Consider the following 17,772-nt stretch of genomic DNA (forward strand, 5'->3'; position numbering starts at 1 on the left):
GGTCCTGGGGCGACCGCTGTTATGGGACGCCCGCCGGGAACGTCACCGCGACCTCCAGGCCGCCACCCGGATTCGGGCGCGCCCGGACGTCGGCCCCGTGCGCCGTCGCGATCGACGCGACGATCGACAGCCCGAGCCCCGCGCCCTGTCCTCGCGTCGTGTGCAGGCGCCGGAAGGGCGCGAAGAGGTCGCCGAAGCGTTCGGGCGGCACCTCGGGACCGGTGTTTCGGACCGTCAGCACGCCCCCGGCGAGCGTCACCTCGACCGCGCCGCCGGGGTGGTTGTAGCGCACGGCGTTGTCGACGAGGTTGGTGACGAGCCGGTTGAGCAGAACCGGGTCGCCGTGGACGGTGAACGGTTCGATCCGCGCCGTGACGGTCACCTCACCGCGGTCCGCCTCCGCCAGGACCAGCCGTACGACCTCGTCCAGGGCCACCCGGCTCCGCCTCTCCAGGCCGTGCTCGGCCTGGGAGAGGACCAGCAGGGCGTCGATGAGGCCCTCGATGCGGTGGTTGTGGAGCAGGAGCGTGGCGCGGATCTCTCCGACGTCCTCGGGCAGGCCGATCTCGATCGCCGTCCGCTGCACGGCCAGTGGGGTCCGCAGCTCGTGGGAGGCGTTCGCGATGAAGCGGCGCTGCCCCTCGACGGAGCGCTCCAGCCGGTCGAGCATGGCGTCGAACGTGTCCGCCAGTTCCTTCAGCTCGTCTCGCGGCCCGCCGAGGGCGATCCGCTCGTGCAGGGTGGACAGGGACAGCCGCTGCGCGGTGGCGGTGATCCGGTGGAGAGGCCGCAGGATCCGCCCCGCGATCACCCATCCCACGGCCACCGACACCAGGGTCAGGACCCCGATCGCCAGCGCGCTCATGTCCCACTGATAGTGGATCACGTCCCGCGCCAGCTCGGACAGCGGCGGGAGCCGCTCCACCGCCGATCCGGGGAGCGGGGCGGCCGGGGCCGCAGGGGCCTCTCCCATGGGAGACGGGAAAAAGCGCTCGATCCGCGAGTGCAGCGCCACGCGCAACAGCGTGTTGACGATGACCAGCAGCACGACGGAGGTGAGCAGGAAAAGCCCCGAGTAGATCAGCGTGAGCCGTACCCGCACCGTCGTCACAGCAGGTATCCGGCGCCGGGGACGGTCTGGATGCACGGCGGGTCGCCCAGCTTCGCGCGCAGGCGGCTGACCACGACCCGCACCACGGTCGTGAAGGGGTCGGCGTTCTCGTCCCACGCCTCCTCCAGGAGCCGCTCGGCGCTCACCACCGCGCCCTCCGCCCGCATCAGCACCTCCAGGACGGCGAACTCCTTGAGTGACAGGTGCAGGTGACGGCCGTCCCTGGACGCCTGGAGCCGGTGCGTGTCGAGCGCGATCCCGTGCCGGGTCAGCACCGGAGGCACCTGGTCCCGGCTGCGCCGTCCCAGCGCCCGCACCCGCGCGACCAGTTCGATGAAATCGAACGGCTTGGGCAGGTAGTCGTCGGCTCCCATGCCGAGGCCGGCGACCCGCTCCGGCACCGACGACGCCGCCGTCATCATCAGGATCCGCGTACGGCTCCCGCGCGCCACCAGCTCGCGGCACACGAGATCGCCGTGCAGCCCGGGCAGGTCGCGGTCCAGCACGAGGACGTCGTAGTCGCTGACCGCCAGCCGCTCGGCCGCGGCGGCGCCGTCGTACACGACGTCGACCGCCATGGCCTGGCGGCGCAGTCCCATCGCGACGAGGTCGGCCAGATCGCGCTCGTCTTCGGCCACAAGAACCCGCATGCCTCGTTCGTACCTCAGGTGCGGTAACAGCGGCGTTAACGGTGCCGTTCACGGCCGTGCAACCCGCCGGCGGCCACGCTGACGGACATGATCAGAACTGTCTGCGCCGCCGTGCTGCTCACCGCCGCCACCCTGCACACCACCGCCGTACATGCCACCACGGACGGCGGGTGTGCCCGGATAACCGCGCCGCCGCCCGAGTCCGCGCCGCCGACGTCGGTGAACACGCTCCGGCAGGCGTACGAGTGCGTGCTGGACAACTACTACAGCGGGCCCGTGCTGGATTCGAAGGTCCTGCTGCGGGACGCCCTCGCCGCGTACACCCAGGAGCTGATGCGTCGCGGGGCCGACAAGGCCGGTCTCCGCCTGCCCGCGCTGACGGGGAACCGTGACGCCGACTGGGCCGCGTTCGCCGGCATGATCGGCACCGGCGACCCGGCCGCGCTGCGCGCCGCGATCACCGGCATGGTCGCGGGGCTCCACGACGACCACGCCCGGGTGGAAAGGATCGCTCCCCCGTCGGAGGACGGACCGGTGGGGACGGGCATCGCCGGTCTGTCGGCCGCGCAGGGCCCGCGATTGGACCCCTCAGCCCGGCCGCCCCTGTTCGTCACCCGCGTCCTGCCCGGCAGCCCGGCGGACACGGCCGGCATCCGGCCCGGCGACATCGTCGAGAAGGTCGACGGCATACCGGCGTTCATCGGGGACAAGGTGAACCAGAGCCTCGTCGACGCGTTCGCCTCCGCCACCGTACGGCTCACGCTGAAGCGGCCCACCACGGGACGCGTCCGGACCGTGCAGCTCACGGAGGGTCCCCTCGAAGAGCAGGAGCCGGCGGTGACGTCGAAGACGCTCCCCGGCGGCGTCACCTACGTCAAGGTGCCCGGCTTCTTCCAGGGCGCGGCCGGCCAGGTCATCGCCAAGCTCAAGGGCGCCTCGAAGGCCGCGGTCGTCGACCTGCGCGGCAACGGCGGCGGGTCGCCGCAGGAGGTGAACCGGCTGCTCGGCGCGTTCGCGCACGGCAAGATCACCGGCTACTTCTGCCCCCTCACAGGCGAGTGCACGGCCAATCGCACCGACGACTCGGTCCCGCTGCTCGGGCTGCGCCTGGTCGTGCTCACCGACCGCGCGTGCGCGTCGGCCTGCGAGCACTTCAGCGCGGCCGTGAAGGACAACGGCTTGGGCGCCCTCGTCGGGACCCGGACCGCGGGGGCCGTCTCCGGGCCGGCCGAGGCCTACCTTCTCGACGACAACAGCGTGCTGCTGCTGCCCAGGGTCCGGCATCTCGGCCCCGCCCGGGAGATCATCGACACCGTCGGCGTGCCCGCCGACCACCACGCCCCCATGACCGCGCTCGACCTGGCCACGGGCCGCGACCCCGGCCTCGCCAAGGCGCTGGGTCTCCTCTGACGGCGCCGGGTCTCCCTCACGACGAGGGCGCGGGGGACGGTGGTCCCCCGGGCCCTTCCGACGCGTGGTTCTACAGCGTGAGGCCGGTGAGCACCATGACCTTCTCGTAGGTGAAGTCCTCCATCGCCGAGTGCAGCCCCTCGCGGCCCACGCCCGACTCCTTCACTCCGCCGTACGGCATCTGGTCGGCCCGGTAGGACGGCACGTCGCCGATGATGACGCCGCCGACCTCCAGCTCGCGGTTGGCCCGGAAGGCGACGTCCAGGCTGCGGGTGAAGACCCCGGCCTGCAGGCCGTACCGGGAGTCGTTGACCGCGGCGAACGCCTCGTCGACCGAGGTGACCCGTTGCACGATCATGACGGGGCCGAAGACCTCCTCGCAGGCCACCTTGGCGTCGACGGGCACGTCGGCCAGCACGGTGGGGGCGACGGTCGCGCCGTCCCTGGTGCCGCCCGCCAGCAGGCGCGCACCGGCCGAGACGGCCTCGTTGACCCAGCTCTCGACGCGGACCGCGGCGTCCTCGCTGACGAGGGGTCCCACCTGCGTCTTGTCGTCCGCGGGGTCGCCGGTCACGAGCGCGCCGACGGCGGCGACGAGCTTGGCGGTGAACGCGTCGGCGACCGCGTCCTCCACGATCACGCGCTGCACCGCGATGCAGCTCTGGCCCGCCTGGTAGTTGGAGAACAGCGCCACGCGGCTCGCCGCCCAGTCGAGGTCGGCGTCGGCCAGCACGACCGCGGCGGCGTTGCCGCCGAGTTCGAGCGTGACGTGCTTGCGCGGCACGCTGTCCATGATCGAGTAGCCGACCGGGCCCGAGCCGGTGAAGGAGATGACCGGCAGCCGCGGGTCCTCCACCAGGGACGACGCGCGGTCGTTGGGCACCGGCAGCACGGAGAACATGCCCTCCGGCAGGTCGGTCTCGGCCAGGATCTCGCCGAGGACGAGCGACGACAGCGGAGTCGTCGGCGCGGGCTTGACCACGATGGGCGCGCCCACGGCGATGGCGGGAGCGACCTTGTGGGCCACCAGGTTGAGCGGGAAGTTGAACGGCGTGATCGCCAGCACCGGTCCGTGCGGCACGCGCGAGACGTAGGCGAGCCGTCCCTGCGCGGCGGGCTCGGTGTCGAGCCGCTGCACCGCGCCGCTGAAGCGGCGGGCCTCCTCGGCGGCGAAGCGGAACGTGGAGATCGCGCGGCCCACCTCGCCGCGCGCCCAGAAGATCGGCTTGCCGTTCTCCTCGCTGATCAGGCGGGCGATCTCCTCGGCGCGCTCGGTCAGCCGCCGGGCCACGTGGGCCAGCGCCTCGGCGCGTACGTGGACGGGCAGCGCGGCGGCCTGCTTGCGCACGGCGTCCGCGGCGGCCACGGCCTGCTCGACCTGCTCCGGGGTCGGCACCGAGTGGACGCCGACGACCCGGCCGTCGTGCGGGTTGGTCACGGCCTGCTCGGCGTCCCCCGTCGCGGGGCGCCCGGCGAGCCAGAAGGGGCGGGGTTCGGAAGTGCGGCCTACGTCCATGTCTTCACGCTATGCCACCTGATGGAAGCCGGTCCTTACTCCGGACGGGCCAATCAGCGTCCCCCGTCGCACCATCATGGACAACTTCTCACATGTCACAGATGCGCGGCAATTTCATGATGTTTTCTGTTTCGCTGCGGTTTGAAAGCCGAGCAGCATGGTTAAGTCATCATCCGGGTCTGTCGCGGGACCCCCAATATGAGAAGGGCTCGTCGCTGATGGGTACGCCGGCGCCGCTCGGTCTTCAGGGTGCCTACGCACGCGGCCATCGAAGCAACTATGACGAGTTACGCACCCGTCTCCTCGACGTCGCCAACGACCTGCTCGCCGCGGCCGGACCGGAGAGCCTCACCGTACGCAGGATCGCCGCCGAGGCCGGCTGCTCCACCCAGGTCATCTACACGATGTTCGGCAGCAAGGAAGGCCTGGCCGAGGCGCTCTACCTGGAGGGCTTCGAGCGGTTCCGGCGCAGGCTGGAGGCCGTGCCGCAGCGCAGCGACCCACTGGAGCACCTGAGCCTGCTCGGTCCGGCCTACCGGGAGGCGGCGCTGGCCGAGCCCGGCTACTACAGCCTCATGTTCGAGCGGGCCATCCCCGGCTTCGTGCCGAGCGAGCGCGCTCGCACGCTGGCGAGGGCCGCGCTCAACATCGTCGACCGGGTGATCGCCGACTGCATCTCCGCCGGTCACCTCGTGCCCACCCAGCCGAGGAAGATCGCCGACGCGCTGTGGGCCGCGGCCCAGGGCGCGCTCAGTCTGGAACGTGCCGGGCATCTTCCCGACGGCAAGACGTACGAGATCGTCACCGACGCCGCCGTACGCGCCTTCCGCGTGCGGCCCCCGGCCTGACCGGCGTCACAGGCACACCGCGATCCACAGCTCGGCCCGGACCGCGGGATCGTCCAGGTCGCGCCCGAGCAGCTCGCTCACCCGCTTCATCCGGTAACGCAGTGTGTGCCGGTGCACGCCCAGGCGCTGCGCCGCGGCGTCCCAGTGGCCGTTGCTGGCCAGGTAGGCGCGCAGCGACTCGACCAGGTCGGCGCGTGAGCCGTACTCGCGGAGCGGCGCCAGGATCGCCGCCGCGAACGACGCGGCGGCGGCGGGATCGAGCAGCGACAGCAGCCCGCGCCCGGCCAGCTCGCTGAAGCGCGCCACCGGCGAGGCCGAGACCAGCGCCCGCCGCGCCTGGTCGACGGCCCGGTCGAGGTCGTGCTCGTAGCCACGGTCGAGCCCGGTGTCGAGGTGTGGGCGGCTCGCGCTCCGGGTCACCGATCCGGCCGCTCCGGCCGCGGGGGGTTCGCGGCCCTCCATACGGCCGTCCACGCGGCCCTCGGATCGGGCGATCTCCACCCCGGGCGCGCTGACACCCACCCGGCCGTGCTGTGCGGCCAGCGCGACGAGCTCGTCGGCACCCGCGTCCGGGGCCAGCACGACGAGCAGCCCCTCCCAGGGCGCGGTGAACGTTCCAACGCCCGCGAAGGCGCCCCGCGGGCCGGGCACCGCGCCGGTCAGCGCCTCGGTCAGCGCCTCCGGATCGGGCGTGTCGCAGGCGAGGACCGTCACCGGCTCCTCCGGCAGCCGCATGCCCAGGGCCGCGAGCGTCTCCGCGGCCGCCCGCACCTCGCCCGCCAGCAGCAGCCGGAGCACCGCGGACCGCACCTGCGCCGCCGCCGACCGTTGCTCCCTGCCCTGTTCCAGAGCCAGCGTCAGCAGGGAGCCGGCCGCGTTGACGATCGTGTACGCGATGGGCGAGAACGGCCGCGGCGACCCCACCGCGAAAAATCCCCTCCGGCCCAGCGGCTGGACCACGACGTGCTCGTCCGGGGTGGACAGGGCGAGGCTCGACAGGGACGGCGCGCTCCGCAGCCGAGCGATCTCGGGCTCCAGCGACCGGGCCGTCTCCCGCGCCCAGTCCCCCGCCACGCCGCGCTTGTCATCCGTACCGGCGTGCAGGCCGGCCGCGCGACGGCCGGTCGTCCCGGCGGCATGCCACAGGGCGCCCGCGGGGTCGAGCAGCAGCGCCCAGCCGCCGATCTCCCGGGCCAGCCGGTCCACCACGGCCACCGGCCCCTCCCGCTGGAGTGCGGCCCGGGTGAGCCTGCCCTGCGCGGCGAAGGCGCGGCTGATCTCCTCGTACTGCTCCCCTGCCAGCAGATCGCTGACGGCCTTGCCGATCGCGATGAAGGGCGTGTCCCTCGGCACCTCGACCAGCGGCAGCCCGGCGGCCTCGGCCGCCTCGGCGAAGGCGGGCGGCACGGCGTCGTGACTCAGCCCCACCCCGAACCCCAGCCCGGCGACTCCCCGGGCCACGAGCCGGGAGATGTACGGCTCGGCGTCGCCGGCGGACAGGCGCATGCCGGTCGTGAGCACCAGCTCGCCGCCCTCGAGGAACGGTGTGGGGTCCTCCAGCTCGCTGACCGCGACCCAGCGGACGGGGCGGTCGAGGCCGTTCCACCCGGCGAGAACCTCCAGGTGGAGCGGTACGATCGCGGTGATCCGGCGCAGCGCTGGTGCCACTGCTCTTCCCCCCGAACTCCCGGCTTGTCCTCACCGGCCAAAAGTACGTTCACATTCTGACATAGCGGCATATCGGCTGGTGGAGGCGACGGCCGTACCGTCAGAGATATGAGCGTCGGAGATATGAGCACTGCCACCACGCACGGCGGCCCGCGGCTCCCGCAGGAGCGCCGCCTCGTCACCGAGATCCCCGGCCCGCGGTCGCGCGAACTGCTCGCGCGCAAGCAGTCCGCCGTGCCTCCGGGCATCGGCACCACGCTGCCCGTCTTCGTGACCCGTGCGGGCGGCGGTGTGATCGTCGACGTGGACGGCAACTCGCTGATCGACTTCGGCTCCGGCATCGCCGTGACCAACGTCGGCAACGCCGCCCCCCGGGTCGTCGAGCGCGTGCAGAAGCAGGTCGCCGACTTCACCCACACCTGTTTCATGGTCGCCCCGTACGAGTCGTACGTCGCGGTGTGCGAGAAGCTCAACGCGCTCACGCCCGGCGACCACGAGAAGCGGACGTTCCTGGTCAACAGCGGCGCGGAGGCCGTCGAGAACGCGATCAAGGTCGCCCGCCACGCCACCGGGCGGCAGGCGGTCGTCGTCTTCGACCACGGCTACCACGGCCGCACGCTGCTGACGATGACGCTGACGGCCAAGAGCATGCCGTACAAGCACGGGTTCGGGCCGTTCGCGCCCGAGGTGTACCGGGTGCCGCTCGCCTACCCGTTCCGCTGGCCGACCGGCCCGGACAACTGCGCCGAGGAGGCCGCGGCCCAGGCGATCGACATGATCAACAAGCAGATCGGCGCGGAGAACGTCGCGGCGGTGCTCATCGAGCCGATCGCGGGCGAGGGCGGCTTCATCGAGCCGGCCCGGGGCTTCCTGCCGAAGATCGTGGAGTATTGCCGCGCCAACGGCATCGTCTTCATCGCCGACGAGGTGCAGACGGGCTTCGCCCGCACCGGCCACATGTTCGCCTGCGAGGACGAGGGCATCGTCCCGGACATCATCACCACCGCGAAGGGCATCGCCGGCGGCCTTCCGCTGGCGGCCGTGACCGGCAGGGCCGACCTGCTCGACCACGTCCACAGCGGCGGTCTCGGCGGCACGTACGGCGGCAACCCGCTCGCCTGCGAGGCGGCCCTGGGCGTGCTGGAGACCATCGAGCAGGACGGGCTCGTCGAGCGCGCCCGGCACATCGGCGAGATCATGCTGCCCCGCCTGCGCGCCCTTCAAGAGCACAACCCGATCATCGGAGACGTGCGCGGGCGCGGCGCGATGATCGCCGTCGAGCTCGTGGTGCCCGGCACCAAGGAGCCCTACCCGGCCGCCGAGATCGCGCGCAGGTGCCACGAGCAGGGCCTGCTCGTGCTCACCGCGGGAACGTACGGCAACGTGCTGCGCTTCCTGCCGCCGCTGGTGATCCCGGATCACCTGCTCGAAGAGGGTCTCTCCATCCTGGAAAAGGCGCTCAACGTGGACTAGACAGTTTGAACAACATCAAAAGGGGCACCCGGTCTGTTCCAGGGTGTCCCTTTTGATGTTGTACGGCTTGCGTTATGCCTCGATTTAACCATCGCTTGGCCCGACTCGCGCCGATCACGAAGGGTAACCGCGTTATAACGGTTCCGATAGGCGATCGAGGGGGGACTTTGATGGGCTGGAACCCGAACGGCGCCGAGCGGCTCATGCTGACGTTCGACCCTGCCGGCCTGACCACCACGCAGCGCGACGGCGACGCCTGTGTCGTCTGCCACAAGAAGTGGCCCCGCCCCCGCGTGAAGGTCGGAACACTGCCCGACAACGCCCCCGTCCACGCCTGCGACGACTGCGCCGAGGCCCTGCTGCCCGCCCCCGAGGGCAAGGTTCCGCTGCCCCGCCGCTCCCGGGCGGCCATGTCCTGACCACCCGTTTCGCCAACGGAGAGCCGCCACCGACGATTACCGAAGGCGCGCCGGTGATGGACGGGACAGTCGAGAACGCCTCCGCCGCAGGTACCTACTCGTCGCAGTCACGGCGATCCTCCAGCAGGCGCGGCAGGATGCCCAGCACGCCACCCCCTGCGGCGCCGCCCCCGAGCAGCGCGGTAGGCCAGGGGGCGCCGGCAGCCAGGGCCAGCGCGCAGGCGATCGCCGCCACCAGCGCGGCGCAGACAAGCAGGACGAGCAGGGGCAGAGGGATCATGTCTGTCGCTCCTGAGGCGGATTCAGGGTGCCGGCGGTGTGGTCGTCGGCCCAGAACTCGATGAGTTCCGCGCTGGACAGCTCGCAGGGCGGCCGGTCGGGCGGGATACGCCCAGTGGCCAGCACCCAAGTCGACACCAGCAAGATGAGCAATTGCCGCTCATCACACCGACCCCGGTCAGGTCGAGGGCCGGGCCGTACGCCGGCACAGCGCGTAGATGCGTTCGGTGCGGCAGGCGACATGGGCTCGACTTTCACTTGGGGAAATGGACGGGCACCACATTGAACCGACTGGACCGGGGGCACCACCGCTTTGGCACTGTCCGGACAACTCCGGATCATCTGGGCGCCACACGGCCGCCGCCGGCATGCCGCCGCCGGTTCACCCCCTCGCGCAGGTGAGCCCGTCCCATCCCGTTCGACATCATCCACCCTCGTCCTGTCTCATCCCGAGCCGCCCGGAATCGTCCGGCGGCGTTCGGGACCGTCCGGGTTTTCCCTACGAGACAGGCCCAACAGGATTTCCGGATGAGGTGGGATATGCCAATCATGCGAACATCAGTCCCGCCTCGATGCCACCATGACCATCAGCAAGCGCTTGAGTAACCTGTGGATCTCTTCTCCCTTTCGGCTGAGGCGATGACCGAAGAAGCTCGCGTCGCGGCGTGCCGCGCCTTCCTCGCGCAGCTGAAAACGCTGCACGACCAGGCAGGCTCTCCCACGATGTCTGAATTACAAAAGCTGTCGAGCGGTACCCGCGATGACGGACACCGACCCCGACCTCTGGCCAGGAGCACCACCCACGACATATTGCGCGGAAGGCGGAAGGGGGTCCCCAACTGGCCATGGGTGGCCTCGTTCGTGACCGCCTGCCACGCCGCGGCAAAGCAGACCGGGCTGCCCACCGAGACGATGGGCACGCTGATGGACTGGCACGCCCGCTGGTGCGCCGCCCGGGCCGACCAGTCGGCCGTCGACGGCGAGCCGTCGACAGAACCGTCGAGGGAGCCGATGCCGCCCACGCCCCCGTCGCCCGGCCCCGCGGCCGACGACAAGCCCCCACTGCCCGCCGAGGACGTGGGACAGCCGGACGAACACGCCCAGCGCATGCTGGAGGTCTACGGCAGGACGGGGGTGCGACTGATGAAGGACTGCCCGTTCGACGTAAAGGTCGGAGTGAGCTTGGCAGTGACCGCGTTGCTGCGCGGACACGCCCAGGAGGGCGTCCAGCGACTCACGGAGGCCGCCCAAGCCGGCCACGGCGACGCCTTGGAACTGCTGTCGCATCCACGCCGACACCAGATGGCCGCCGACTACGCCTACCGATGCGGCCGCGGCTATCAGCGTGCCGACCGGGTCGATGTCGCGATGTTCTTCTACCGGATGGCCGCCGGCCCGGGAGGCCATCCGGAAGCCGCCTACCAACTGGCGCTCATCCACCAGGACAAGGGGGAGGGCTGGTCGGCCGCCTACTGGTTCCGTATCGCGGCCGCCAGGGGCCATCACCTGGCGACTGCTGCCTTCGATGGAATCTTCGAACAGCTCAGCCACGCCCATCCCGGTGAGAGCTGGATGCTGCCAGCCGAAATGGTCGATTCGGCCCAGCCGCCGTCTCCGTTCCTGACCGGCGACCCGCCCGCACCGTTGATGTGACGCCCGACACGGCGGCTGTACCCGCCCGGCACCTCCGGGTGGAGCGAGCGGCGCGGCCCCGGGACCGCGCCGCCCTGGATCTCTTCTCTCGCCCATTTCTATCGGTAGTGAACTGATCACTTCCAGTGAATAGCGAATTTCGCGGTTCGCCCTGACACGCCTGGTGCTCACTCAGGTCGCCAGATCCTCAGGTGGGCGGCCGGCACGGCGCTCACGCGGTCCGGCGGCGTCGACTCCGGCCGGGCCAGGACGTGAATGGTCAGGCCGTCGATGACGAGCGTGCAGCCGCGCCGCCCGTCAGGACACGATCCGCGACCAGCGCTCCACCCATTTGTCGTACGCCTCGGGACGCACCGCGAAGTAGACGCCCTGGAACGCCCGGGATGTGCCGACGCGGTAGTCCGCGCAGATCCGGCGGGCCGCACCGGTGCACCCCTCGGGGTTGGCCGGGGCGAGGCCCATCCAGGCGGACACCTTGCGCTGCACGTCCGCCGACATCGTGAAGTCGAGCCACTTGTACGCGCACGAGGGATGCGGGGCCTGGGCCGACATCATCCACGCGTCGGCCCATCCGGTCACCGGCCGGGCCGTCAGCGCCCTGACCGGCTTGTTCCCCCGCCTGAGCACGTCCAAGTGGTAGGGCGTGGCCTGCGCGAGCCGTACGGACCTGGTCGCGAAGCCCTGGACGACCTCGACGGGATCGCGCCAGAAGGTGCGGCGGCCGTCCTCGCCGGAGGTGAACAGCTGGGCGGCGGCGTCGAGCTGGGCGTCGGTGAGGTCGAACGGGTTCTTGATGTCCGCGCCGACGTCCGTGCCCTGGGCCTTGAGCACCAGCGCGGCGTCGGCCAGCGACAGCGGACGGTCCCGGAACATCACGGGGCCCTTGTCCGTGAAGAGCGACTCCGGGCCGTCGGGGCTGACCTTGCCGGCGTCGTAGAGGATCTCGTTGGTCGCCCACACGTACGGCACGCCGTACACCCGATCGTCCCGGGTGACCGACGGCAGCGTACGCAGCCGCTTGGGGATCTTGTCGTAGCCGTCCAGCAGAGCGGTGTTGAGCGGCGCGGCCTTGCCGTCGTCCATCAGGCGGCCGCCCACCTCGGGCGTCGCGGAGATCACGTCGAACGACGACGGCGGGAAGTCGCCCGGCTTCTCCTCCTGGCGCGGGTCGTAGAAGCGCAGGCTGACCTTGCAGCCCGTCTCCTTCTCGAACGTGCCGACCCACCTGACCTTGGGGTCGACGCCGCCCCACTCGGCGTACCCGTCGATCGCGACCACGCTGACCGTTCCCTCCCCCGGCCCGGCGGACGCGACCGGGGTGGGCGTGGGGCCGCCGGACGACGGGCTGGGGCCGGCGCCGCCGGAGGCCGTCGCCGCCGCGGCCGGCGAGGTGCCCGGCGTGGCCACGTGCGTCGCGGGCGCGGGCCGGCCGGCGCAGGCGGCGGCGAGCAGTCCCACGGCCGCGACCGTCGCGACCAGGTGTGTACGGCGCACGCACGACCCCCATGAGAAAGACGGACGTCCCGAGCCTACTGGGCCCCACCGGCCGGGGACGTCGTCTGCGACGTCAGGCGTTGGTCGGGAAGCCCAGGTTCACGCCGCCGTGGGAGGGATCGAGCCACCGCGAGGTGACGACCTTGCCCCTGGTGTAGAAGTGGACCCCCTCGGTGCCGTGCACGTGGGTGTCGCCGAACAGCGAGGCCTTCCAGCCGCCGAAGCTGTAGAAGGCCATCGGCACCGGGATCGGCACGTTGACGCCGATCATGCCGACCTCGACCTCGTTCTGGAAGCGCCGGGCCGCGCCGCCGTCGTTGGTGAAGATCGCCGTGCCGTTGCCGTACTCGCCGGTGTTGATCAGCTCCAGGCCCTCCTCGTACGAGCGGACGCGCACGATCGACAGCACCGGGCCGAAGATCTCCTCCCGGTGGACGCGGGAGTTCGGCGGGACGTGGTCGAGGACGGTCGGGCCGAGCCAGAAGCCGTTCCCCCGATTTCCGCGCACCGGGGTCTCCCGGCCGTCGACCACGAGCTTGGCCCCCTCCTCGACGCCGAGGTCGAGGTAGGACGCCACCTTGTCGCGGTGGGCGGCGGTGACGAGCGGGCCCATCTGCGACTCGGGGTCGTTTCCGGGGCCGACCTGGAGATCGCGCACCCGCGACACGATCTTCTCGACCAGCTCGTCGCCGATCGGGTCGACCGCGAGCACCACGGAGATCGCCATGCACCGCTCCCCCGCCGAGCCGAAGCCCGCCGAGACGGCCGAGTCGGCGACCAGGTCGAGGTCAGCGTCGGGCAGCACGAGCATGTGGTTCTTGGCCCCGCCGAGCGCCTGCACCCGCTTGCCGTGGGCCGTGCCGGTCTCGTACACGTACCGCGCGATGGGCGTGGAGCCGACGAACGACACGGCCCGTACGGCCGGGTGCTCCAGCAGCCGGTCCACCGCCGCCTTGTCGCCCTGGACGACGTTGAACACGCCGTCGGGCAGGCCGGCCCGCCGCCACAGCTCCGCGATCAGCAGGGACGCGGAGGGGTCGCGCTCGGAGGGCTTGAGCACGAACGTGTTCCCGCAGGCGATGGCCACCGGGAACATCCACATCGGGACCATCGCCGGGAAGTTGAACGGCGTGATCCCCGCCACCACGCCGAGCGGCTGGCGGATCGAGTAGGAGTCGACGCGGGTGGAGACGTTCTCCGAGTAGCCGCCCTTGAGCAGGTGGGGGATGCCGCAGGCGAACTCCACGACCTCCAGGCCGCGGGCCACCTCGCCCAGCGCGTCGGAGTGCACCTTGCCGTGCTCGGCCGTGATGAGCTCGGCCAGGTCGTCGCGGTGCGCGTCGAGCAGCTCGCGGAACCGGAACAGGATCTGGGTGCGCTTGGTCAGCGAGGCGTCGCGCCAGGCGGGGAAGGCCAGCGCGGCCGCCTCCACCGCCGCGTCGACATCCTCGGCCGAGGCCAGCGACACCCGGCCGCTCACCTCGCCGGTCGCCGGGTCGAACAGATCGGCCGTACGGCCGGCGCCCTCGACGATCTCGCCGCCGATCCAGTGGTTAACGTGCTTCATCGTTGACGGCCTCCAGAGCGGTGACGAGGATGCCCAGGCCCTCGCGGGCCTCGTCCTCGGTGAGGGTGAGCGGCGGCGCCATGCGCAGCGCGTTGCCGTACAACCCGCCCTTGCCGACGAGCAGGCCGAGCCTCTTGGTCTCCTCCAGGAAGCGGGCGGCGAGCGCCGGGGCGGGTGCCTTGGTGGCGGGATCGACCAGTTCGACGGCGAACATCAGCCCCTTGCCGCGTACGTCGCCGACCACGGGCAGCCGGAGGGCCGCCTCGCGCAGCCCGCTGATGATGATCTCGCCGGTCCTCGCGGCGTTGGCCTGCAGGTCGTGGTCGAGCACGTAGTCGAGGGTGGCGTTGGCCGCCGCCATCGCGATCGGGTTGCCACCGAACGTGGCCACACCGGCGGCGTGCGGCCCGTCCATGAGGTCGCCGCGCGCCACGACGCCGCCGACCGCGAAGCCGTTGCCGAGCCCCTTGGCGAAGGTCATCATGTCGGGCGTCACGCCGTGGTTCTGGATTCCGAAGAACGCCGAGCCCGTACGGCCCCAGCCGGTCTGCACCTCGTCGGAGACGAACAGGACGCCCTCCTCGTCGAGGACCTCCTTGTAGGCGGCGAACAGCCCGTCGGGGGCCATGGTGAAGCCGCCCACGCCCTGGATCGGCTCGGCGATCAGCGCGGCGACGTCCTTGGAGACCGCCGTGGCGAGCACGTGGCGCAGGTCGTCCACGCAGGCGGCGATGTAGTCGGCGTCCGACATGCCGCGGAACTGCGCCAGGTGCCTGTCGGCGCCGTGCAGGAAGTGCACGTTGAGCGGCGACAGCGAGTTGTTCTTCCACGACCGGTTGGAGGTCACGCTGATCGCGCCGAACGACCGGCCGTGGTAGCTCTGCCGCATGGCGAGCACCTGGTCGGAACCCCGGGCGTAGGTGGCCAGCAGCAGGGCGGTCTCGTTGGCCTCGGTGCCGGAGTTGGTGAAGAAGACCTTGGCGTCCGGGATGCCCGACAGCCGGGCGATCTTCTCGGCCAGCTCGACCTGGCCGCGGATGAGGTACAGCGTCGAGGTGTGGACGACGCCGCTGGCGAGCCGGCTCTCGACGGCCTCCCGCACCTCGGGCACGTCGTACCCGATCATGTTGGTCAGGATCCCGGCGAAGAAGTCCAGGTAGCTCTTCCCGTTCGCGTCGACGACGCGGTTCCCCTTGCCTCCGACGATTTCGATGGGCTCGTTGTAGTAGAGGGCCATCCAGTTCGGCATGACCGCGCGATGGCGTGCGAGAAGGTCCGACATGTTCCGAGTATCCCGGCTGACGGGTGACCGCCTCACCCGTCAGCCTGTCTGGGATGCCGCGAATTTCACTTACACAGTGCTGGGCGCCGCGGGCTCCGGCACGGGAGCCGTCCCGGCGGCCTTCCGGCGCAGGACCAGCAGCGCGACCAGGGCGGCCGCGAGCGAGCAGCCCGCGCCCACCCACGTGCCGACGGACATCGCCGACACGAAGGCCTCACGCCCGGCGGCGGCCACGGCGGAATCGCCCAGGCTCACCGCGACGCCGATCGACTCGCGCGCCGCAGGCGGCGCCGACTCCGGCATCGCCGCGGTGTACGCGCCGGCGAGCACGCTGCCGAGGACGGCCACGCTCAGCGCCATACCGACCTGCTGCACGGTGTCGTTCAGCGCGGAGCCGACGCCGGCGCGCTCGGGCGGCACCGCGCCCATCAGCGTCGCGTACGCCGCGGGACCGGCCAGGCCGCCGCCCACCCCCATGACCATCAGGCCGGCGATCAGCGTGCCGTAGCCGCCGGTGAGCGTGGACAGCAGGACGAACCCGGCGGCCATGACGAGCAGGCCGGAGACGATGAGCACCCGGTTGCTCACCTTCTTGCCCAGCGCCGCGCCCAGGCCGTTGAACACCATCGCGGCCACCACGTAGGGCAGCAGGGCGAAGCCGGCCTTCAGCGGGTCGTAGCCCAGGACGAACTGCAGATACTGCGTGATGGCCAGCATCAGCGCGCCCGCGCCGAACGACAGCAGCACGATGGAGAAGCACGCCCCGCTGAACGAACGGTCCCGGAACAGGCCGAGCGGCAGCATCGAGTGGGGGGTGCGGCGCTCCCACAGCACGAACGCCAGCAGCGCGGCCGCCGAGACCGCCACCGCGAGGGGGTTGAAGTGCCCGCCGGGCGCCGAGATGACGGCCCAGACCAGCCCGCCCATCCCGGCCGTGGACAGGACCACGCCCACCGGGTCGGCCCGCCGCGTCTCGCCGTACGTCTCGGGCATGAGCGCGAAGGCCGCGACGATCGCCAGCACCGCGATCGGCACGTTGAGCAGGAAGACCGACCCCCAGTAGTAGTGCTGGAGCAGGAACCCGCCGACCGTCGGACCGGCGATGACGCCGACCATGGCGACCGAGCTCCACGCGGCGATGGCCTTGCGCCGCTCGCTCTCGTCGAACACCGTGATCAGGATCGACAGCGTCGACGGCATCACGCAGGAGCCTCCGACGCCCATCAACCCTCGGGCGGCGATGAGCTGCCAGGGCTCGGTGGCGAGCGTGGCCGCCAGCGACGCCCCGCCGAAGAACGCCAGACCGATCACGAGCATCCGCCGCCTGCCGAACCGGTCGGACAGGCTGCCGGCGGTGAGCAGCAGCCCCGCGAAGACCAGGACGTAGGCGTCGATGACCCACTGGACATCGGACGGCGTGGCGCCGAGGTCGCGCATGAGCGACGGGATCGCCAGGTTGAGGACGGTGTTGTCCACGACCAGAGTCAGCAGGCTCAGACAGAGGACGCCGAGGATCCACCAGCGGCGGGGATGGGACATGAGTCACCTCGAACAGTGTGCGAGTAGTCTCGGACACTGTACGACTCCATCGAACACTGTGCGAGCGAATATTGTGAAGCCGTGTCAGCGAAGCCGTTCTCCTCGGTCTGGACCCGCGAGCGCAGAGGAGGGCGCGAGCAGGGCCTCAGCCGCGACCAGATCGTCCGGGCGGCCGTGGAGCTGCTCGACGCCGAGGGCCTCGACGCGCTCAGCATGCGCAAGCTCGGCGCCCGGCTCGGCGCGGGCGCGACCAGCCTCTACTGGCACGTCGCCAACAAGGACGAGCTGATCGAGCTCGTGATGGACGAGGTCTACGCGACCGTGGTGCTGCCCGAGGCCGCCGACTGGCGGGAGGCGACGCGGGTGTTCGCCTACGGCATGCGCCATGCGGTCTTCGAGCATCCCTGGAGCGCGAGCCTCATCGGCGTGGTCCCCGCGCTCGGGCCGAACGCGCTCACCGCGTCCGACCGGCTGATGGGCGCCTTCGTCCGCGCCGGGTTCGAGGGCATCGACGTGGACTACGCCATGACGGCCGTCGTGTCGTACACGCTGGGCGCCACAATTCCCGAGGTCGCCTTCATCAGCTCGCTGAAGGCGAGCGGCACGAGCATGACGGAGCTGCAGGCCGCGGTGGACCCGGTCGTGACGAAGCTGGCCTCCGACCGGCCCAACCTGCTGGAGCGCTACCGGTCCTACGCGGACCAGGACTTCGACCCCCTCGTCGCCCGCAGGCTCGCCTTCGAATTCGGGTTGACGGCCCTCCTCGACGGTCTCGGCGCCCGCCTGCGCTGAGTGTCCTTTTCGGGCTCGCACACTGTCAGCTACTGGCTGGTCATCCTTACATGGTGATCAGGTAGCCTCGG

Annotated in this window: 16 protein-coding genes; 6 read left to right on the top strand and 10 right to left on the bottom strand. The window is 71.2% G+C overall.

The window, feature by feature from the left end:
* Positions 1–19 precede the first annotated feature (19 nt).
* The gene (locus tag ACGFIB_RS04620; RefSeq protein ID WP_393368400.1) at positions 20–1,111 is read right to left on the bottom strand and encodes a HAMP domain-containing sensor histidine kinase; all 1,092 of its coding nucleotides are present in this window, start codon (positions 1,109–1,111) and stop codon (positions 20–22) included.
* Positions 1,108–1,761, bottom strand: coding sequence for a response regulator transcription factor (locus tag ACGFIB_RS04625; protein WP_357252651.1), 654 nt, complete (start codon positions 1,759–1,761; stop codon positions 1,108–1,110). The genes ACGFIB_RS04620 and ACGFIB_RS04625 overlap by 4 nt, the downstream gene beginning before the upstream one ends.
* Before the next feature lie 87 nt (positions 1,762–1,848).
* Here ACGFIB_RS04625 and ACGFIB_RS04630 point away from each other — a divergent pair, with 87 nt between their 5' ends.
* Positions 1,849–3,171 carry a S41 family peptidase gene (locus ACGFIB_RS04630; protein ID WP_393368403.1) on the top strand — a complete coding sequence of 441 codons (1,323 nt, stop codon included), beginning with the start codon at positions 1,849–1,851 and terminating at the stop codon, positions 3,169–3,171.
* 70 nt (positions 3,172–3,241) lie between these two features.
* Here ACGFIB_RS04630 and ACGFIB_RS04635 read toward each other — a convergent pair whose 3' ends face one another.
* Positions 3,242–4,687 (bottom strand): aldehyde dehydrogenase family protein, encoded by a 1,446-nt coding sequence (locus tag ACGFIB_RS04635; protein WP_393368405.1) that lies wholly within the window; start codon positions 4,685–4,687, stop codon positions 3,242–3,244.
* A 218-nt stretch (positions 4,688–4,905) separates the two neighbouring features.
* Here ACGFIB_RS04635 and ACGFIB_RS04640 point away from each other — a divergent pair, with 218 nt between their 5' ends.
* Entirely contained in the window at positions 4,906–5,535 is a 630-nt protein-coding gene (locus ACGFIB_RS04640) for a TetR/AcrR family transcriptional regulator (RefSeq protein ID WP_142575988.1), read from the top strand.
* A 6-nt stretch (positions 5,536–5,541) separates the two neighbouring features.
* On the opposite strand, the gene ACGFIB_RS04645 is transcribed toward ACGFIB_RS04640, so the two are convergent.
* The gene (locus ACGFIB_RS04645; protein WP_393368407.1) at positions 5,542–7,203 is read right to left on the bottom strand and encodes a PucR family transcriptional regulator; all 1,662 of its coding nucleotides are present in this window, start codon (positions 7,201–7,203) and stop codon (positions 5,542–5,544) included.
* A gap of 123 nt (positions 7,204–7,326) precedes the next feature.
* Here ACGFIB_RS04645 and gabT point away from each other — a divergent pair, with 123 nt between their 5' ends.
* Positions 7,327–8,676 (top strand): 4-aminobutyrate--2-oxoglutarate transaminase, encoded by a 1,350-nt coding sequence (gene gabT, locus ACGFIB_RS04650; protein WP_142576034.1) that lies wholly within the window; start codon positions 7,327–7,329, stop codon positions 8,674–8,676.
* 170 nt (positions 8,677–8,846) lie between these two features.
* On the top strand, positions 8,847–9,095 hold the full coding sequence (locus tag ACGFIB_RS04655) for a hypothetical protein (RefSeq protein ID WP_079318901.1): 249 nt from the start codon (positions 8,847–8,849) through the stop codon (positions 9,093–9,095).
* 94 nt (positions 9,096–9,189) lie between these two features.
* Here the strand turns inward: ACGFIB_RS04655 and ACGFIB_RS04660 are convergent, their stop codons facing one another.
* Positions 9,190–9,375: a hypothetical protein gene (locus ACGFIB_RS04660; RefSeq protein WP_357030940.1), complete on the bottom strand. Its 186-nt coding sequence runs from the start codon at positions 9,373–9,375 to the stop codon at positions 9,190–9,192.
* Positions 9,376–9,932: 557 nt separating this feature from the next.
* Positions 9,933–10,076: a hypothetical protein gene (locus ACGFIB_RS04665; RefSeq protein ID WP_357266721.1), complete on the bottom strand. Its 144-nt coding sequence runs from the start codon at positions 10,074–10,076 to the stop codon at positions 9,933–9,935.
* Positions 10,077–10,223: 147 nt separating this feature from the next.
* On the opposite strand from ACGFIB_RS04665, the gene ACGFIB_RS04670 reads away from it, so the two are divergent.
* Positions 10,224–11,027 (top strand): SEL1-like repeat protein, encoded by an 804-nt coding sequence (locus tag ACGFIB_RS04670; RefSeq protein WP_357266718.1) that lies wholly within the window; start codon positions 10,224–10,226, stop codon positions 11,025–11,027.
* Between the two features lie 297 nt (positions 11,028–11,324).
* Here the strand turns inward: ACGFIB_RS04670 and ACGFIB_RS04675 are convergent, their stop codons facing one another.
* The 4 genes from ACGFIB_RS04675 to ACGFIB_RS04690 all read right to left on the bottom strand — a co-directional run bounded on the left by ACGFIB_RS04675 (position 11,325) and on the right by ACGFIB_RS04690 (position 16,909).
* Complete coding sequence (locus ACGFIB_RS04675; protein WP_393368410.1) at positions 11,325–12,521, bottom strand: extracellular solute-binding protein; 1,197 nt, start codon at positions 12,519–12,521, stop codon at positions 11,325–11,327.
* A gap of 73 nt (positions 12,522–12,594) precedes the next feature.
* Positions 12,595–14,088: a CoA-acylating methylmalonate-semialdehyde dehydrogenase gene (locus ACGFIB_RS04680; RefSeq protein ID WP_393368412.1), complete on the bottom strand. Its 1,494-nt coding sequence runs from the start codon at positions 14,086–14,088 to the stop codon at positions 12,595–12,597.
* Positions 14,075–15,370 (bottom strand): aspartate aminotransferase family protein, encoded by a 1,296-nt coding sequence (locus ACGFIB_RS04685; protein WP_393368414.1) that lies wholly within the window; start codon positions 15,368–15,370, stop codon positions 14,075–14,077. Before ACGFIB_RS04685 ends, ACGFIB_RS04680 begins: the two co-directional genes overlap by 14 nt.
* A 69-nt stretch (positions 15,371–15,439) precedes the next feature.
* Complete coding sequence (locus ACGFIB_RS04690; protein ID WP_142575999.1) at positions 15,440–16,909, bottom strand: MFS transporter; 1,470 nt, start codon at positions 16,907–16,909, stop codon at positions 15,440–15,442.
* 81 nt (positions 16,910–16,990) lie between these two features.
* Here ACGFIB_RS04690 and ACGFIB_RS04695 point away from each other — a divergent pair, with 81 nt between their 5' ends.
* Positions 16,991–17,701, top strand: a complete 711-nt coding sequence (locus ACGFIB_RS04695) for a TetR/AcrR family transcriptional regulator C-terminal domain-containing protein (RefSeq protein ID WP_357266709.1) — start codon at positions 16,991–16,993, stop codon at positions 17,699–17,701.
* Positions 17,702–17,772 lie beyond the last annotated feature (71 nt).

It is taken from the genome of Microbispora bryophytorum (assembly GCF_043197435.1).
Classification (GTDB): domain Bacteria; phylum Actinomycetota; class Actinomycetes; order Streptosporangiales; family Streptosporangiaceae; genus Microbispora; species Microbispora bryophytorum.